This window comes from Pseudidiomarina salilacus, assembly GCF_047323925.1.
Lineage (GTDB): Bacteria > Pseudomonadota > Gammaproteobacteria > Enterobacterales > Alteromonadaceae > Pseudidiomarina > Pseudidiomarina salilacus.
This window is the reverse complement of the sequence record NZ_CP178751.1, coordinates 181830-199813: the sequence shown is the minus strand read 5'-3', so window position 1 is coordinate 199813 and position 17984 is coordinate 181830. Positions and strand designations below refer to the sequence as shown.

The following is a 17984-nucleotide window of genomic DNA, read 5'->3' as shown; positions in this document are numbered from 1 at the left end:
AAGTGCGATGAGGCTTGAATTTGATCCCCAAATTGACTACTCTCGTAAGATAAATTACTGGTCTGACCTCTAACCACAACGACGGAGTATCATTATGAGTGTCGCCTTATGGATCATTGCCACCTTGCTTGTTTTTGGTGGTCTACTTTACTACCGCAGTTCGCTGCTCGTTACCAGCCTTGGCTTGGTGGCGATGTTCGCGATTGGTAGCTTCTTTGACATCGTTGGTCCCGTGCTATGGGTACTGCTGGCGATTGTTCTTCTGCCGCTCAACATCACCGCGGTGCGTCGTGGTTTTATTACCAAGTCGCTGCTCGGTATGTATCGCAAAGTCATGCCGGAAATCTCAGAAACTGAGAAAGACGCGATCGACGCTGGTACCACTTGGTGGGAAGGCGAGCTGTTTCGTGGCGCGCCAGAGTGGAAAAACCTCCACAGCATTCAAAAGGCAGAACTGACGCGTGAAGAACAAGCTTTCCTAGATGGCCCAGTTGAAGAAGTCTGCAAAATGATGGACGACTGGGAAGCTACACACGAGCTGGCTGATATGCCAGAAGAAGTCTGGCAGTTCCTGAAAGACAAAAAATTCTTCGCGATGATCATCAAGAAAGAATACGGTGGTCTCGAGTTCTCTGCCTATGCCCAGTCGCGGGTGCTGCAAAAGTTAGCGGGTGTGAGCACTATCTTGGCCAGCACCGTTGGTGTACCTAACTCATTAGGCCCAGGCGAACTGCTGCAGCATTACGGTACCAAAGAACAGAAAGACTATTACTTACCGCGCCTTGCCAGCGGTGAAGAAGTACCTTGTTTTGCGCTCACCAGCCCAGAAGCAGGCTCAGATGCCGGCTCGATTCCAGACACGGGTGTTGTCTGTAAAGGAGAGTGGGAAGGTAAAGAAGTAGTCGGTATTCGCTTGAACTTTAATAAGCGTTACATCACTTTGGCTCCGGTTGCGACCGTGCTTGGTCTTGCCTTCAAACTCTATGACCCTGAGCACTTGATTGGTGATAAAGAATCACTAGGTATCACTGCTGCGTTGATTCCACGCGATACCAAAGGTGTTGAAATCGGTCGTCGTCACTTCCCACTGAACGTGCCGTTCCAAAACGGCCCAATTCGCGGTGAAGACGTGTTCGTACCGCTAGATTTCATCATCGGCGGAAAAGAAATGGCCGGTAAAGGTTGGCGTATGCTGGTCGAGTGTTTGTCAGTCGGCCGTGCTATCACCCTGCCCTCGAACAGCGCCGGTGGCGTGAAATCTATCGCCTTGGCAACGGGTGCATATGCGTACATTCGTCGTCAGTTCAAATTACCTGTTGGTAAAATGGAAGGCGTACAAGAAGCCATGGCACGCATCGGTGGTAATGCTTACTTGATGGATGCGGTCACAAGCTTCTCGACCAAAGGTATCGACTTAGGCGAAAAGCCATCTGTTATCTCAGCGATTGCCAAGTACCATATGACTGAAAAGTTACGTTCATGCATGGACGACGCTATGGATATTCATGGCGGTAAAGGTATTTGCTTGGGTCCAAACAACTACCTTGGCCGTGGCTATCAAGGCGTGCCGGTTGCGATCACTGTTGAAGGTGCAAACATTTTGACCCGTAGCTTGATGATTTACGGTCAAGGTGCGATTCGCTGCCATCCTTATGTTCTTGAAGAAATGCTGGCGTCAGCGGAGTCTGGCTCTGAAGCGTTGAACCGTTTCGACAAAGCTATCTTCGGTCATATCGGCTTTGCCATGAGCAACTTCGTACGCTCGTTGGCACTTGGCTTAGGCGGCTACCGCTTCAGCAGCGCTCCGTACAAAGACAGCACGAAACAGTACTATCAGCAAATGAACCGCTTCAGCGCGAACTTAGCTCTGTTGTCAGACGTTGCTATGGGCGTGCTTGGTGGTTCATTGAAGCGTAAGCAGCGCATTTCTGCGCGCTTGGGCGACATGCTGAGCTATTTGTACATCGGTTCTGCAACGTTGAAGCGCTTCGCCGACGAAGGCCGTCAGCATGACGACTTACCGTTGTTGCACTGGGCGATGCAGGACACTTTGCACAAGCTGCAAGAAGCGCAACTTGAGCTACTGGATAACTTCGGCTTTGTCGGTAAAACGATGCGCGTCATCATGTATCCATTCGGTCGTTTCGTGAAGCGTCCATCGGATCGTCTCGACAGCAAAGTCGCGAAAATCTTGTTGAAGCCAAACGCAAGTCGCGAACGCTTGGGTGCTGGTCAGTTCTTAGCACCAGAAGGTCAGTTCGGATACCTCGAGCAAACCTTGCTTGACATTATCGATGCTGAACCGTTACACGACCGCGTGCAGCGTGCTGCTAACGAGCGCATGCCATTTATCTTCTTGGACAAAGTGGCCGAGAAAGGTAAAGAGCTCGGTGTCTTGAGTGACGACGAAGTGGCACTTCTCAAGCGTGCCGAAGAAGGTCGCCTGCGTGTCATCAACGTTGACGACTTCGCTCACGAAGAACTTATGGCTGGTAAAGCAGCGCGTGAGTGGGCTTTAGCTAACCAAGGCAAAAAGTCTGACGCAGCTTAACTGCAGTTTACTTGAACGGGTAAAGGTCGCGTCGTACATCGACGCGACCTTTTTTTTATTTAATCGGTAAGCTTACCTGGAATTGGATATTTCGTCCCATACCAAGCGTGTAACCTTTGTAGGTATCGAGAAAGTCTCGGTAACTTTCATCAAGCAAATTACTCGCGATCAACTGCACATTAACCGTCCTGCCATCTAGTTCAAGCTCACCTTGAATACCTACGCCAACAAGATTATAGGGTCGCGTTGACGCTGTCCCAAAAGGCATCCGGTCAAATTGCGCGAACGGCTCATAAGCACCTGCAATAGCTTTTCCCGAAGCGTGTTTATAATCAATAAAGTAGCGCGCATCTTTTAAACCCAAACTATCATCTAAACTAAGCGTCAACTGACTATAAAAGGTATCTGCTGGCATCAGCGGCAATTCACCACTCAATTCACGTAAGTCACTGTCCAGCATACTGTATGTCAGTTGCCAAACAAGGTTATCAGTCAGTGACCATTGAGTGTCCAGCTCAATACCTTTGATGGTTGCATCGCCTTGACGGAGTTCAAAAATAGGCAGTCCTGACGGTAGGTGCTGTTCCCCGGTATCCGCCTGATAAATGTAGTCATCAATACGATTGTGGAAAACTGTGGTAGTTGCTTTCACGTCTGGAGTCAGATAACTCAAACCAATCTCTTTATTGAATGCATACTCTTCGCTAAGTGATGAGTTACCTTGCTGATAAGCTGCTACACCGCCATGTACACCGTTGGCGTAGAGCTCAAAAATTGAGGGCGCACGGAAACCTCTCCCTAGACGTTGAAAAAACAACCATTCATCGGCAAGTTTCCAACTTAATCCAACAGAGCCGGTCCAAGTATTCCATTGCTGTTGATCAAAGTTAGTTACCCAACTTTGCGAAGGATTAGCAGGTTGCTGATCAATGCGGTCGTATCGCAACCCTACTTCAGCAATCAAGAGATAGTTTTCAAATCGTTCATAGGCAAATGCAGCAAAGCCGTTGTAATCAGCATCAGGAACTAATTGTCCTACCGTAGTACGCTGTTGTTTGTCGACCACCTCGAGCCCAAATTGGCCTTGCCAATTGTCACTTTGATAATGCTCAAGCAATAATTTTGCTTGATAGCGCTCAAGTCCAATTGCTAAATCATTATTTTCACCGTTGATCTGTTGATAAGTAAAGCCGGTACCAGCGTCTCGTTGATTTCGTTGCCAACTAAGTATGCCATGCAGCGTCAAATCAGAAGTCAAATGATAAGCAGTGTCGAATAACAAATGCTCATTCACAAGAATCTGGCCGGTCGGTGTACTATCAGCCTGCAAAAAGTTTTGTTTATTCTCAAAATAGGAATACCGCAGCGATACATCACTATCGCTACCACTGTACCCAAGCGCTAGATCAGCGTTGCCAATAGAAAAATCGGTATATGGGACAGTATCGTAAAATTTCGGTGCCGAGCTAACACCTAAATCACTCTCAGTAACAGCACCCGTGGTAAAATTATTTGCATCTGATTGACTTATTGCGCCCGCCCAACCCCAGTTATCTCGGCCTCCATCGAGTTTTATACTGATACTCTTCAGGTCATTATTAGTCTGATATTGGAGCCCTAGGTCTAGGCTCTCTATCAATTCATTACTACCGATAGGGAGCGCCTGTCCTACGACATTAATCACGCCACCCAAAGCATCTGCTCCATACAAAACACTCATCGGGCCACGAACCACATCAACTCGACTGGCAGTCAGAGGATTCACCGTTGGTGGGTGGCGAACCCCGTACTGTTGAAAGTCTTGTGCAATCCCATTTTGTAAAACACGAATGCGGTTACCACTTAAGCCCCGAATAACGGGCTTTCCGGCTTGCCCTCCGGTGCTAATTGAAGCCACGCCAGCCAAATGATTTAGAGTATCGCCTAGCGAGAGACTCTCATGCTTCGCTTTTTCATTACCCTCGACTACAGAGATGGCAGACGCTGTTTCTGATCGCTCATAGGCAAACGGTGAACCAGTTACCGTAATCCGCTCCACCGTGTGGTGATGAGTATGTTTATTTTCTTGTTTTTCAGTTTGTTTTTCTTGAGCAACAACTGAACCACTCGCTATCGATACTATAATAATGACAAACGAACCCAGTCTTTGTTTTAACATGATGCCCTCAATATCAACCTTAATTAAGTGTTATATTATAACACTAGAGCCAATGTTATAATATAACAAAAAATATTTTCTCTCTGCCTTTCAGCAGCATTAAACAGGCTTTTTAAAAACAAAAAAGCCAAGCTAAACAATAGCTTGGCTTTTATATGCACATCAATCTTGCCATTGACCTGCTTAACGCATTTTAGCGCTTTAGACGTTACTTAACGCTGGTATAGCGCAAGTATGGCTTCACAGTTTTAAAGCCTTGCGGGAATTTCTTCTCAGCTTCTTCCATAGATACGCTTGGTGGAATGATGACGTCGCCGCCAAGTTCCCAATCCGCTGGGCAAGCAATACCGTGCTTGTCACCAGTTTGTAGCGCATCAATCACCCGCAAGATTTCCGCAAAGTTACGACCGACACTCATTGGGTAGGTCATGGTTAAGCGAATTTTGTGGTCTGGGTCGATAATGAACACTGAACGCACTGCCGCAGTTTGGCTTTCACCTGGGTGAATCATTTCGTACAGCTCAGCCACTTTTTTGTCTGGGTCCGCAACGATTGGAAACTTAACAGTCGTATTCTGTGTTTCGTTGACATCGTTGATCCAACCCTGGTGCTCTTCAACAGAGTCAGTAGACAGACCTAAAGGCTTCACATTGCGAGCTGCGAATTGCTCCGCAAGCTGCGCAGTGCGGCCCATTTCAGTCGTACACACAGGGGTGTAGTCTGCTGGATGGCTGAAGAAAAATACCCAAGAACCTTTGGCCCAATCGTGGAAGCTGATTTTACCTTCAGTTGTATCAACTTCGAAGTTAGGCGCGATATCACCAATACGTAATCCCATGTCTATATCCTCTTTTGCTAATGACGAACGATTAAAATTTATTTGCCGGAATCTTAAAGTAACGATGACCGTCAGCTTCAGGTTCAGGCAATTTACCAGCGCGCAAGTTCACTTGCAGCGCATGTAACATGCGATCAGGTAATGCTAAAGTTGCATCACGCTCATCGCGTTGCTCACGATAGGCAGCTTCACTTACGCTACCTGCCAAATGAATATTACTCGCTTTATGTTGCGCAACCGTGGCTTCCCACTGAGGGTCGCGTCCACCTTTGCCGTAATCATGACCGACAAAAAGACGGGTGTTCTCTGGTAATGCAAGAATACGCTGCAACGAGTCCCACAGATCCTTTGATGAGCCGCCAGGGAAATCGGCACGCGATGTTCCGCTGTCAGGGTACATAAAGGTGTCGTGTACAAATGCTGCATCACCGACAATGTAGGTGATCGAGCCGAGCGTGTGGCCAGGTGACAGCCATACATTTACTTCTAATTCGCCAATCTTGAAACTATCACCCTCTTTGAATAGATAATCAAAATCAGTGGTAGGTTCAAAAGCATTGGGAAGATAATAGTAATCACTCCACAGCTCAGCGATTTCGCAAACCTTCTCACCAATACCATTCGGAGCGTTGGTCTGCTCTTTCAAATACCAAGATGCCATTAAATGATCGGCATGTGGGTGAGTGTCGAGTACCCAAGTAATCTTGAGATTGTTTTCTTTGGCTAAAGCTAGCACTTGATCAGCACTGCTGAAGTCAGTCTTGGCTGAACGTGGGTCAAAATTCTGTACCACATCAACTAACGCTGCTTCGCGAGTTTGCGGATCAGCCACTATATACTGAATAGAACCCGTATCAGCTTCATATATGCCCCATACGTCAGGAGAGCCTGCGCCTGTTGAAGGGCTGTAGCGAACGATGTTTTTCATAAGACCTCCTTATTTCGTGTTTCACTAAAGTAAGGGATCAGGTAGGATAGTTCAAGTGAATATCAGCTTTATGGCTGCGATTAACGCAATCGGAAAACTCGAATAAGCTTTTGTTTGTAAAACTTATTACAATAGAGCATATGTTTATTCTTTTTTGAGATATACATTCGTATTTATATAAGGAACTGTCATGATAGGAGCAATTCTAGGCGCAATTCTTATCGGTATTAGCCTTGGTGTGTTTGGCTCTGGCGGGTCGATATTGACCGTTCCAGTGCTCCTCTACCTAGCTGATATGCCCGGTAACATGGCGATTGCATCATCGCTGCTCATTGTTGCCTTTATCAGTTTATTTGGTGGTTTTATCGCCGCCCGTAAAAAAATCGTCTCTTGGCGTCATGTCTGGCTGTTTGGTGTGCCGGGGATGCTTGGTGCCTACTTAGGTGCTTGGGCGGGCAGTGCCATCGACCCGCGGATCCAGCTTCTCGTGTTCGTCATCCTAATGGCCGTTGCTGCCTTTATGATGTGGCGTAAACCGGCAATACAGAGTGACACACCAAAAGAAATTAAGCTTGCCCGTATCATGTTTGACGGCTTGGTTGTCGGCGCCGTAACAGGCTTTGTTGGCGTCGGTGGTGGCTTCTTAATCGTGCCCGCTTTGGTTTTACTGGGCGGCGTGCCGATGTTCTTAGCTATCGGCACTAGCCTCATGATCATTGCACTCAAGTCTTTTGTTGGCTTTGCTAAATATTTCACCGCACTGAGTGAGCAAGGTTATAGTTTCGACTGGACCACCATCGCAATTGTAACTATTGCCGGTATTGTCGGTAGTTTCGCAGGAGCGTGGATTAGCGCCCGACTGCCGCGTGATAAGTTGCAAAAGGGCTTTGCGATTTTCCTCATCATTATGGCAGTCGTAGTGCTGACGCAATCTGTGCTTTAACCTTGTTCCGGTGGTGCAACGATAATCTTGGTTATGCGTTTCACCATCGGCATAACCAGCAATAAGGTTGGAAATGCGACGACCCAAGAGGTGACCCAAGCTTGTGGCCACAGAGTCACAAGCTCCTTGGAAAAGCCGACAGCCAGTAAACTACTTACTAGCGATACAATAAAGGTCATAAAAATCGACAACAACAACGGCATCACCCGCGCTTCATATTTAGCGGGAAGCTTACGACTCTTCTTCATGGTGTTACTCTTCACTCATCCATTTCACTAAAAATGCGCCACGCAAGTCACCCACTTTGAATCCGGTTGCTTGGTCATTTGGGTATTTTTCGGCAATCGCCTGTAGTACGGGCTCTTTCACACTGTGACCATGGCACGCCGCACATTGAGGCTGCATCACGATAGCGCGCATATAATGTTGCTCACCGTTGTCTAGCGTCACTAAAGTTTCCGGCACTTGCGACGGATCTTGCTTGAGCTGTTCAGCAAACTGCTCCATGACCGCTACCTGCTGCTGCGTCGGCGCATTTGCCGGATTACGGTAGCGTACCGCAGTGCGTCTAACTTCAACTTCACCCGCAGTACTGACCTGCTCCCCAATCAATGGTGCCTCAAGGTGACACACGTCAATCGCGTGCACCGGCCCTTCAGCCTTCATCGCAGCCATCAGCTTTGCCCCTAATTGTTGCTGCAATTGCTGACTTAGCTCCCGCGAGCGTTCAATCCGCTCGTCGCTCTCACCGGCATGCACACCAGCCCCCATCACCACCGCCAATAACAGCACTCCAAACTTACCCATAAAGCCCCCTAACGAATAACGAATAACGAATAACGCTTTTAATTTAGACAAAGCTAAACTAAAAACCTAGACAACGCAAGCCAGCCAGCCCCACAACAGCCTATTTTCATGTACAATCGCTTTTTTTTTCAAAAAACGAAGAACAAAGCCAAAGGAGCAGCATTGCATGACGCAAGCGAATACCCCACAGCAAAAGCGCGGTGCTTTCACGCGTTTTCTCGACACCGTTGAATGGTTGGGTAACTTATTACCACATCCCATCACTCTGTTCGCCCTCTTCGCCATTGGCGTGGTGTTCTTAAGTGGCGTTGCCAGTTATTTGGGTCTGAGCGCACAAGATCCTCGCCCAGGTGGTGAAGTCATTGAAGTTGTGAGTTTGCTCAATGCCGAAGGTTTGCAACGCATTGTGACCGGCTTAGTCACCAACTTCACTGGCTTTACGCCGCTAGGTACGGTGCTGGTTGCCTTGCTCGGCGTGGGAATTGCTGAACGCTCTGGTTTGTTATCAGCTGCCATGCGTGGCTTAGTAATGAACGCGCATCCGCGCATGGTGACCCTCGCGGTCGTTCTTGCGGGGGTTATTTCAAATACCGCGTCTGAGCTTGGCTATGTGGTTCTTGTGCCGCTCTCTGCAATGATCTTTCACTCCCTCGGCCGCCATCCTTTAGCTGGTCTTGCGGCAGCATTTTCAGGGGTTTCGGCTGGCTATAGCGCGAACTTGCTGATTGGTACGGTCGACCCACTACTTGCTGGTATCACCACGCAAGCAGCAAATCTTATTGACCCTGACTATTATGTTGGCCCAGAAGCGAACTGGTACTTCATGATGATCTCGACCTTTTTAATTGCGGCAATGGGTACCTTTGTCACCGAAAAGATCGTCGAGCCCAAACTGGGTAAATATGACATCAAAGAAGCCAGCATCAATCTGAGTGAACAAAAAATCGAGGCATTAACACCGATTGAGAAAAAAGGTCTTAAAGGTGCAGGGCTGAGCTTTTTATTGTTGGGCATTTTACTGGCGCTGACGATAGTTCCGGAATGGGGCATCCTACGTAATCCAGAGGATGGTAAAGTCGCAGGCTCGCCGTTTTTAAAAGGTATCGTAACCTTTATTTTTATTACTTTTGCAATTCCGGGCTACGTCTATGGACGCATCACTAAGGTGATGAAAACAGACCGCGACGTCATTGACGCCATGTCAGAATCTATGAGCACTTTGGGCATGTATATCGTGTTGGTGTTCTTTGCGGCGCAATTTGTCGCATTCTTCGGCTGGACCAACTTTGGTAGTATTTTTGCCATTAAAGGCGCTACGTTCCTGCAAGAAGTTGGTTTAACGGGTCCTGCAGTCTTTATTCTATTTATTCTGATGTGTGCGTTTGTAAACCTGATGCTCGGTTCGGCATCGGCACAGTGGGCCATTACCGCCCCGATTTTTGTGCCTATGCTGATGCTGATTGGTTATGCACCAGAAGTCATCCAGGCCGCCTATCGAATTGGTGACTCTGTCACTAACATCATTACGCCGATGATGAGTTATTTTGGTCTCATTTTGGCCGTCGCGGCACGCTACAAAAAAGACATAGGAATCGGCACCCTGATTGCTACCATGTTGCCATACAGCATCATGTTCTTGCTTGGCTGGAGCGCGTTATTCTTTATTTGGGTGTTCGCCTTGGGTATGCCAGTGGGCGTTGAAACCCCCACTTACTACACCCCTTAAGCAGCAGTTGTGGCCGGAATACGCAGTAGCCGATACAAAGTTACTGCGCTAAGGCCACAAACGCCGATGACCATCAGCATCCCAAGGGGGTGCTGATGCCCCACCACATTGACCACCGCAGACACAATTCCGGCAATCAGAAATTGTAAGCTACCCGTCACCGCCGAGGCTGAACCAGCGCGTTCTTGTTGCTCGGCCAAAGCGCCAGCCATCGCATTCGGGAACACCATTCCGAGCGTGCTGACGTAAGCAAACACGAGCGCAATCACCCACCACATGCTGGTATTCAAGCTTGCCGCCACTAAAGTCGCGATTGCGACTATGCCCAAAAACGGTAGCGATTTGTTGAGGATCTTGCGCGAATCATAGCGACGCAACAGCCAAGCGTTAAACTGTGCCATACCGATAATACCAATGGCATTAGCACCAAAGAGCCAGCTGTAATGGGTTGGTGCTAAGCCAAAATGCTCAATAAACACATAGGGAGAACCGGTGATATAGGCAAACATACCTGACTGCGCGACGCCGCCCGCCAGTGAGTAACGCAAAAAACCACGATCTTTGAGTACATCCCAATAAATCGGCAAGCTGCGCCGCATCCGTACAGCGCCATTAAAACCCCGCGTTTCGGGTAGACGAACATGAACTATCGCCATACAAGCCACCGCAAGTGCCGCAACAATAAAGAAAATCGCTTGCCAGCCGAGGTAGGTAGTCACATAAGCGCCTGCCAATGGCGCCAAAATCGGTGCGATACCCATCACCAATATCAAAAACGAGAACACCTGCGCTGACGCTTGTGGTGAATAGAGATCGCGCACCATTGCTCGCGCTATCACTAACCCTGCGCATGAGCCAATAGCTTGGAAGAAGCGCAGCACAATGAGGCTTTCAAGATTGGGAGCATAAGCACATGCCAGTGACGAAATAATGTAAATCACTAAGCCGAAATAGAGCGGTGGCTTACGTCCCCATTTGTCTGAAGCAGTGCCATAAAGCAACTGACCAACGAACAAGCCAAGGAAAAACGAAGTCAGCGATAATTCAACGCGATTCGCTTCAGTGGCATAGCTTGCGGCGATATCGCCGAAAGCTGGCAGGTACATATCAATGGAAAGTGGCCCGAACATGGTGAGCAGGGCCAAGACGATGACGGTTAAATCAAAACGCGCGGTATCGGATACTTCTATACGCTTCATTCGTCCGCCGCCCGATAGCTTTGCGTGCTATGTTCGGTCGGCCGAGTAATCATTTTTGTAGTTCGCGCCCAATCAACAAAAGATTGCGCATAGTTCACATAGGTATCGCTAATGCGTCCATCAGCGTTGAGTTCACCTAGTAAACGCCAGCCATCGGCGCCGCTCGCTAAGAAGCTGTTGGTAACCATGGTGTAACTTTGCGTTGGCTGCAATGACTGCCACCCTGCGTCGGTTTTCACTTGGAGTCCACTCACCCGCTCGCCATTCGGCTGAGTTAGGTCCACATCAAAGCGAATACCAGCGCCATGCGGATAGCCACCGTCCGAACCCGTATCCGACAGCGCATAATGGATCGCCTGTTCGAGCACGGTTTTGACTTCAGCGCCGCTAATCTGCACTTCTACTAAGGTATTGGCAAACGGCAATAGTTGATAAGCATCGGCAATCGTCAGCGGGCCAGCTTGCAATTCGGTGCGCACACCGCCGCCGTTCTGCAAAGCAAAATCAGCTTGTGGAGCGCTGGCTAAAAAAGCTTCAGCGACGACCGCATGGGCATCTGACTGACGGCCTTGACCACAACCTGGCAAGGTCGTTGGTCCCATGCGTTTTAAACATAAACGCTCAGCTACGGTGGCAATTTCCGTTTGGGTTAAGGCATCAAGATCGTCTTGATAGTGAACCAATAAGCGTTTTGCTTCGGCGTCTTCGGCAACTGCAGTGAAACCTGCAGTTTGCTGCAACGCTTGCGGTGCTTCATCGCTCAGCAGCAAATGCGGCTGGCCACCACATTGACTCACCGCGTCACCGTCAAAACGGATCTGTAACTCTCCCACTACTTGACTGTATTGCCATGCGTGCGCGATACACACCGGCTCACCATCGGCATTTTGCACCTGCATTGGATACGGCCCCACCGTTGGTAAGCCGTGGCGTGCATAATCACCCAATAGCGTGTGTGAATCACCACCAATGATAAAATCCACAGCAGGTAATTCGGACGCCAAGCGCAGGTCATTTTTGTATTGAATGTGTGACAGCAGGCCAATCTTCTCGATGCCTTGCTTGCGCAACTCAGCAATATAAAATGCGGCGGTTTCAAGTTCATCGGCGAACAGGGTGCTGGCGTCTGGCTGCGATGAGTTCTTGGTTTTGATGGCAATATCAATACCGATCACTGCCACACGTTGCTCGCCAACTTTGAAAATACTGTAGGGTTTAAAGCTGTCCCAACGCGTTTTCGGAGTGAGCGGCGAAACGCCAACTTCTGGCTGCACATTGGCCGCTAAAACTTGCGTGGCACACTCATCTGTGAGCGCTAAGCTGTCGAGAAACTCCTTTAGTCCAGCATCGCCATTATCGAACTCATGGTTACCCAGTGCGAAGGCATCGAAACAGACTTGATTCATCAGAGCCGCATCAGCAGCGCCTTTGAAAATGGTGTAGAACAAGGTCCCCGTAATCGCATCTCCAGCATGCAAGGCGAGGACATGTTCGTTGGCGGCGCGGATCTGCTCAATTTGCGCGACTACGCGGGCAAAACCACCGGTTTCGACACTTAATTCTTCACCACGAAAATTAATTTTAGTGCTTTCACTCGGTAGCAAGTTGGAGTGATGATCGTTGATGTGCGCTATGGTGAGTTGAAACTCTTCTGGGGCGTCTGTCGTTTGTGCGCAGCTCAGTAGGCCAAGCAAAGCGGCGCCAAGCGCCGCCGTTCTGAATAATTTCACTTATTTCACCAAACCGATTTCGCGCAACCGCTCCATCAAGTAGTCATGTGATGAAATTGCAGTAAAACGCTGAGGATTTTCTTCCGTAATACAGCTTTCAAGCGGGTCAATCATAAAGTCTGGATTGAAGTGCAGGAAAAACGGAATCGAATAACGCGACTTGTGACTGAAAGGTGCCGGAGGATTCACTACGCGGTGCGTGGTTGATGGCAACACACCGTTGGTCAAGCGCTGCAACATGTCGCCAACGTTACAAATAATAGCGCCTTCAATAATAGTGACAGGGATCCAAGTGCCATCTTTCGCCAACACTTCAAGGCCTGGTTCACGCGAACCGACCAACAAGGTCAATACGTTAATGTCTTCATGAGCACCGGCGCGCACCGATGGCGTACCTTCGTCAATGATCGGCGGATAGTGCAATGGGCGCAAAATCGAGTTGCCCAAATCAACTTTGTCGTTGAAGTAATCACGCGGCTGCTTCAAATACACTGCCAATGCTTCCAACACTCGCAAACCCAGCGCGTCTAAAGCGGTATAGAGTTTAAGGATTTTTTCTTTAAATTCAGGCAGCTCTTGTGGCCAAACATTTGGCGTCAACTGCGGATACGGCGGTTCACCTTCGATTTCACGACCGACATGCCAAAACTCTTTCAAGTCAACATGCTTGGCGTCTTTGGCAATCTCGGTACCGAATGGCGTGTAGCCGCGCGCACCGCCACCACCTGGAATATGGTACTGCTTTTTCACGTCTTCTGGCAGCGCAAAAAGCTCACGACAAATATCGAGCGCTTCTTCGATAAGTTGCTGGTCCACACCATGCTTAGTTAACGCTACAAAACCATTGGTTTCGTATCCCTCACCCACGAGCTGGGCAAATGCCTCGAAATCTTGGTTATAGAGGCTCATATCAATATGTGGAATGGATTTCATTGGGACCCTTTCTGAATTTAGGAAAACAGCCGAATATTTTAGGTTCTTTACCCGCCAAAAACAACGAAATGGACGAAAATCGACAGGGTAAATCTTTGGTAAACCAACTTTCCACTTGGCTATTTACATTGCAAACTCATTGCCACATTCATAACAGTGAGGTTGTGTCTAATGAATACCTTAAACAAAGTTGTTTCATTCGCATTGGTCAGTGGTGCGCTAGCAGTAGCGGCACCGAGTTTCGCGCAGAATAACGACGACCCGTTTGAGGCGCCGCAAACGGGCCAAGCCTTTAACTACCTTAGTGGTGGTTTCCATGATCACGATGGCGGTGGTGATAGCGTGGTGATTGAAGGCAGCTACACCTTCAATAACCCATGGTTCGTGAGTGGCTATTTGCGTGACGGCGACGATGGTCCATTTGGCGACGGCCGCGATGCACAAGGTATCAAGCTAGGTCGCTATCTGTGGCTCAACCACAATTTAGTCGCGGACTTTTCGGGTAAGCTAGGCCACGTTGATTTCGGCGGTGCAGATAGTGCCTATTGGGGCGTTGAAGGTAACCTTCGCACCCGTATCGACCGCTTTGAAATCTATGGTGGACTCGGTTGGGTCGACTATACTGACGCCGGCAGCGATAGCCAGTATCAATTCGGCACGCGCTTTTACATTACGCCGCAGTTTGCCGTAGGTGCCCGTTATCAAGACAGTGAATTTGGCGACGGTCTGCGCGTCGAAGCGAGTTATCACTTCTAATAAAATCAGGTATGCTGTGACAGCTAACGTTTAACTCGGAGTCTTGGCATGTCACAGCTACCCCCTTTCTTAACCCTGTATCGCGAACTTATCGCTACGCCCTCGGTGTCGTGCATCGATCCACACTGGGATACCAGCAACAAAGGCGTTATCGATAAACTTGCTGGGTGGCTGACGACACTTGGTTTCACCGTAGTAGTGAACGAGCTTGAACGCCAAGCCGGAAAATTTAATCTGCTCGCGAAGTACGTGCCGCCGACCAGTGATGGCAAAGGAGGCTTATTGCTTGCTGGACATACCGATACGGTGCCCTGGGATGAAGGTCGCTGGACCCGCAATCCATTTGAACTGCACGAGGCGGATGGCAAGCTTTACGGACTTGGCAGTGCCGATATGAAGGGCTTCTTTGCATTTGCGTTGGAAGCCATTCGCAACCTCGATTTAAGCAAACTGCAAAAGCCACTTTATGTTTTGGCGACCGCCGATGAAGAAACCACCATGGCTGGGGCTCGTGAACTGGCAGCGTTTGGCGATTTAAGGCCGGACTATGCCATCATCGGTGAACCCACCTCAATGACACCGGTGACCATGCATAAAGGTCATTTAACCGAAGGTATTCGCATCACGGGTAAAAGCGGCCACAGCTCCAATCCTGGCGCTGGTATTAATGCAATTGAAGTGATACACGATGTGATTAGTGGCTTACGTGAACTGCAACGTGAATTTCAGCAGCGGTATCACGATGAGCATTTCGCCGTGCCCTACCCGACACTCAATTTCGGCAATATTCATGGCGGCGACGCCGCGAATCGTATTTGTGCCTGCTGTGAGATGCACATTGATTTACGGCCACTACCAGGCATGCATATGGACGACTTGTACGGCGAACTGGAGCGCAAATTACAGCCGGTGCGAGAACAGTTCCCTAACGCTGTATGTCTGGAGCATTTGCACGAAGCGATTCCGGGTTACCGTTGCGACCCTGACTCAGCCATTGTGCACTTAGTACAGGAAATCACCGGCAACGCCGCCGAGCCTGCGAATTACTGTACTGAAGCGCCTTTTGTGCAGGATCTTGGCTGCCAAACCATTGTCATGGGGCCTGGATCGATTGCACAAGCGCATCAACCGGACGAGTTTATTCGTTTGGATGAAATCGCGCCCGCGCAGCAACAGCTGCGCGACATAATACGTCGCGCGTGTGCTTAATCTTGCGGTGCTTGTGCTGCTGCCTGCGCAGCGAGCACCCGTGTTACCGGCCGAAAACTCTTACGGTGGATTGGACACACACCATGAATGCGTAACGCTTCCAGATGTGCGGGCGTGGGGTAAGCTTTGTGCTTCGCAAAATCGTATTGTGGATAAACCTCATGCCACGCCAACATTTGTCGATCGCGTTCCACTTTCGCCAGTATTGATGCCGCACCAATGCAGGCATGCAAAGCATCCCCACCAACAACGGCTTCGGCTGGCACCTGCAGCTTAGGTACGTAGTTGCCATCGACCAACACTTTTTCTGGCTTTAGCCCTAACGCTTCAACAGCTCTTTTCATCGCCATTAATGAAGCTTGTAAGATATTTATCTGGTCAATTTCTTCGGCATCACACTGCGCAATCGCCCAATAAAGGGCCTTCTTTTTTATCTCTTCACTCAGTGCTAAGCGTTTCTTTTCTGATAGTTTTTTCGAGTCATTGATGCCCTCGATGGGATTGTTGGGATCAAGAATCACCGCTGCCGCAACCACGGGTCCGGCGATAGGGCCACGCCCTGCTTCATCTGTACCGCAGATCATACTGTCTCTTGTGCTTGTGAGTTGTTGGGGTATGATACTTTCGTCTCATAAAAAATAACAATACTTAAAGGGGTCTCTCATGTCTGAATCACCTTCGTTACTCAACCGCATGCTCGACAAAGTCGAGAAGGTGGGTAACAAGCTTCCTGATCCAGCCGTTATGTTCTTTGGACTACTCATTATCGTCTGGGTCTTTAGTTACTTGCTCTCCGGTGTCAATTTCGATGCGATGCATCCATTGACGGGCGAGAATGTGAAAGTTACTAACCTACTCAGTGGCGAGCAAATGGCAGACTTTCTCGCCAATATGGTCGGCACTTTTATGGGCTTCGCGCCATTAGGCGTGGTGTTGGTTGCCATGCTGGGTGTCGGCGTTGCTGAGCGCAGCGGCTTTATCAACGTTGCCATCAAGCTGATGTTGAATGTCACACCTAAGGTATTGCTGACGCCAGTGCTGATTCTGATCGCAATTGTCAGCCATACAGCTGTAGATGCCGGCTACGTGTTGGTCATTCCACTCGGTGGTGTTATCTACTACGCTGCGGGCCGTCACCCATTAGCAGGTATTGCAGCGGCTTTTGCTGGGGTATCGGGTGGTTTCAGTGCGAACTTCGTACCATCGGCAATTGACCCATTACTGCAAGGTTTTACCCAGTCTGCGGCGCAAATTTTAGACCCGAACATTCAATTGAATCCGTTGAATAACTACTTCTTCACGGCGATGTCCTCAATTGTCGTGGTACTCGTTGGTTGGTATCTAACTGACCGCGTGATTGAGCCGCGCTTGAGCAAAACACCGATCGATGGTGATCAAGAAGATATGCCGGCGCTTGACGATGTCACCCCGCGCGATCGCAAAGCATTCTTCGCTGGTGTCATCACTATGGTGGTCGGCTTAGCGCTACTAACGTGGGCTTCAATGGCAGAAAATACGCCACTTGCGGATCCTGTAACCGGTGAACTTGCTTCGTTTGCTGCGCCACTGATGCAGATGATCGTACCGCTGATTTTCTTACTATTTATCATCCCTGGTATCGTGCACGGCTACATTTCGGGCAACTTTAAGAACTCACAAGACGTCATTGGCGCGATGACTAAATCCATGGAAGGTATGGCGTACTACATGGTTATGGCCTTCTTCTGTGCGCTTTTCATTAAAGCCTTCGGTGATTCGAACCTGGGTATCCTGTTGTCTATTAAAGGCGCGACCTTCCTGAGTTCGCTCGAGCTGTCTGGCGGGGTGACTATGGTTGGCATCATCTTCTTGGTCGCCTTCATCAACTTGTTTGTCGGTTCTGCCTCGGCTAAATGGGCACTGATTTCACCGATTTTCGTACCTATGCTGATGCAACTCGGTTACTCACCTGATTTAACGCAAGCAGCTTACCGTGTCGGTGACTCCACCAGTAATATCATCACGCCATTGTTACCGTACTTCCCGCTGGTGGTGCTGTACTGTCAGCGTTATGTCAAAGGTACTGGTATTGGCTCGCTGGTAGCCTTGATGCTGCCATTCACCGTCAGCTTACTGGTGTTGTGGTCAGCGTTCTTGGTGATCTACTGGATGCTTGGCATTCCACTCGGTATTCAGTCGAACTACATGTACCCAGCGGTGGGTTAAA

General features: G+C 49.1%; 15 protein-coding genes. 6 read left to right on the top strand and 9 right to left on the bottom strand.

Annotated elements, in window-relative coordinates; translation table 11 throughout:
* The first annotated feature begins 94 nt into the window (after positions 1 to 94).
* A complete protein-coding gene (fadE, locus tag ACJ8W9_RS00910) occupies positions 95 to 2551 on the top strand; it encodes an acyl-CoA dehydrogenase FadE (RefSeq protein WP_411359971.1) in 2457 nt (818 codons plus the stop codon).
* A 55-nt stretch (positions 2552 to 2606) separates the two neighbouring features.
* Here fadE and ACJ8W9_RS00905 read toward each other — a convergent pair whose 3' ends face one another.
* The 3 genes from ACJ8W9_RS00905 to ACJ8W9_RS00895 all read right to left on the bottom strand — a co-directional run bounded on the left by ACJ8W9_RS00905 (position 2607) and on the right by ACJ8W9_RS00895 (position 6475).
* On the bottom strand, positions 2607 to 4709 hold the full coding sequence (locus ACJ8W9_RS00905) for a TonB-dependent receptor plug domain-containing protein (RefSeq protein ID WP_411359969.1): 2103 nt from the start codon (positions 4707 to 4709) through the stop codon (positions 2607 to 2609).
* Positions 4710 to 4917: 208 nt separating this feature from the next.
* On the bottom strand, positions 4918 to 5547 hold the full coding sequence (locus ACJ8W9_RS00900) for a peroxiredoxin (protein WP_411358057.1): 630 nt from the start codon (positions 5545 to 5547) through the stop codon (positions 4918 to 4920).
* 31 nt (positions 5548 to 5578) lie between these two features.
* On the bottom strand, positions 5579 to 6475 hold the full coding sequence (locus tag ACJ8W9_RS00895) for an MBL fold metallo-hydrolase (protein WP_411359967.1): 897 nt from the start codon (positions 6473 to 6475) through the stop codon (positions 5579 to 5581).
* 190 nt (positions 6476 to 6665) lie between these two features.
* Between ACJ8W9_RS00895 and ACJ8W9_RS00890 the strand changes: the two genes are divergently transcribed.
* Positions 6666 to 7418, top strand: a complete 753-nt coding sequence (locus ACJ8W9_RS00890) for a sulfite exporter TauE/SafE family protein (RefSeq protein WP_411358055.1) — start codon at positions 6666 to 6668, stop codon at positions 7416 to 7418.
* On the opposite strand, the gene ACJ8W9_RS00885 is transcribed toward ACJ8W9_RS00890, so the two are convergent.
* Both ACJ8W9_RS00885 and ACJ8W9_RS00880 read right to left on the bottom strand, forming a co-directional pair.
* Entirely contained in the window at positions 7415 to 7666 is a 252-nt protein-coding gene (locus ACJ8W9_RS00885; RefSeq protein WP_411358054.1) for a DUF2798 domain-containing protein, read from the bottom strand. The two genes, ACJ8W9_RS00890 and ACJ8W9_RS00885, sit on opposite strands and share 4 nt — an antisense overlap.
* Positions 7667 to 7670: 4 nt before the next feature.
* Entirely contained in the window at positions 7671 to 8225 is a 555-nt protein-coding gene (locus ACJ8W9_RS00880; protein ID WP_411358053.1) for a DUF3365 domain-containing protein, read from the bottom strand.
* Between the two features lie 166 nt (positions 8226 to 8391).
* Between ACJ8W9_RS00880 and ACJ8W9_RS00875 the strand changes: the two genes are divergently transcribed.
* Positions 8392 to 9951, top strand: coding sequence for an AbgT family transporter (locus tag ACJ8W9_RS00875; protein ID WP_411358052.1), 1560 nt, complete (start codon positions 8392 to 8394; stop codon positions 9949 to 9951).
* Here ACJ8W9_RS00875 and ACJ8W9_RS00870 read toward each other — a convergent pair.
* The 3 genes from ACJ8W9_RS00870 to ACJ8W9_RS00860 are packed head-to-tail and all read right to left on the bottom strand — an operon-like array spanning position 9948 to position 13813.
* Entirely contained in the window at positions 9948 to 11150 is a 1203-nt protein-coding gene (locus ACJ8W9_RS00870; RefSeq protein WP_411359964.1) for a multidrug effflux MFS transporter, read from the bottom strand. The genes ACJ8W9_RS00875 and ACJ8W9_RS00870 overlap by 4 nt on opposite strands.
* Positions 11147 to 12880: a 5'-nucleotidase C-terminal domain-containing protein gene (locus ACJ8W9_RS00865; RefSeq protein WP_411358050.1), complete on the bottom strand. Its 1734-nt coding sequence runs from the start codon at positions 12878 to 12880 to the stop codon at positions 11147 to 11149. Before ACJ8W9_RS00865 ends, ACJ8W9_RS00870 begins: the two co-directional genes overlap by 4 nt.
* Positions 12881 to 13813: an isopenicillin N synthase family dioxygenase gene (locus ACJ8W9_RS00860; RefSeq protein ID WP_034732001.1), complete on the bottom strand. Its 933-nt coding sequence runs from the start codon at positions 13811 to 13813 to the stop codon at positions 12881 to 12883.
* A gap of 171 nt (positions 13814 to 13984) precedes the next feature.
* Here ACJ8W9_RS00860 and ACJ8W9_RS00855 point away from each other — a divergent pair, with 171 nt between their 5' ends.
* Both ACJ8W9_RS00855 and argE read left to right on the top strand, forming a co-directional pair.
* Entirely contained in the window at positions 13985 to 14569 is a 585-nt protein-coding gene (locus ACJ8W9_RS00855; RefSeq protein ID WP_411358049.1) for a hypothetical protein, read from the top strand.
* 48 nt (positions 14570 to 14617) lie between these two features.
* On the top strand, positions 14618 to 15778 hold the full coding sequence (argE, locus tag ACJ8W9_RS00850) for an acetylornithine deacetylase (RefSeq protein WP_411358048.1): 1161 nt from the start codon (positions 14618 to 14620) through the stop codon (positions 15776 to 15778).
* On the opposite strand, the gene rnhB is transcribed toward argE, so the two are convergent.
* Complete coding sequence (gene rnhB, locus ACJ8W9_RS00845; protein ID WP_411359273.1) at positions 15775 to 16395, bottom strand: ribonuclease HII; 621 nt, start codon at positions 16393 to 16395, stop codon at positions 15775 to 15777. The genes argE and rnhB overlap by 4 nt on opposite strands.
* A 46-nt stretch (positions 16396 to 16441) precedes the next feature.
* Here rnhB and ACJ8W9_RS00840 point away from each other — a divergent pair, with 46 nt between their 5' ends.
* Positions 16442 to 17983, top strand: a complete 1542-nt coding sequence (locus tag ACJ8W9_RS00840) for an AbgT family transporter (protein WP_411359961.1) — start codon at positions 16442 to 16444, stop codon at positions 17981 to 17983.
* Position 17984 lies beyond the last annotated feature (1 nt).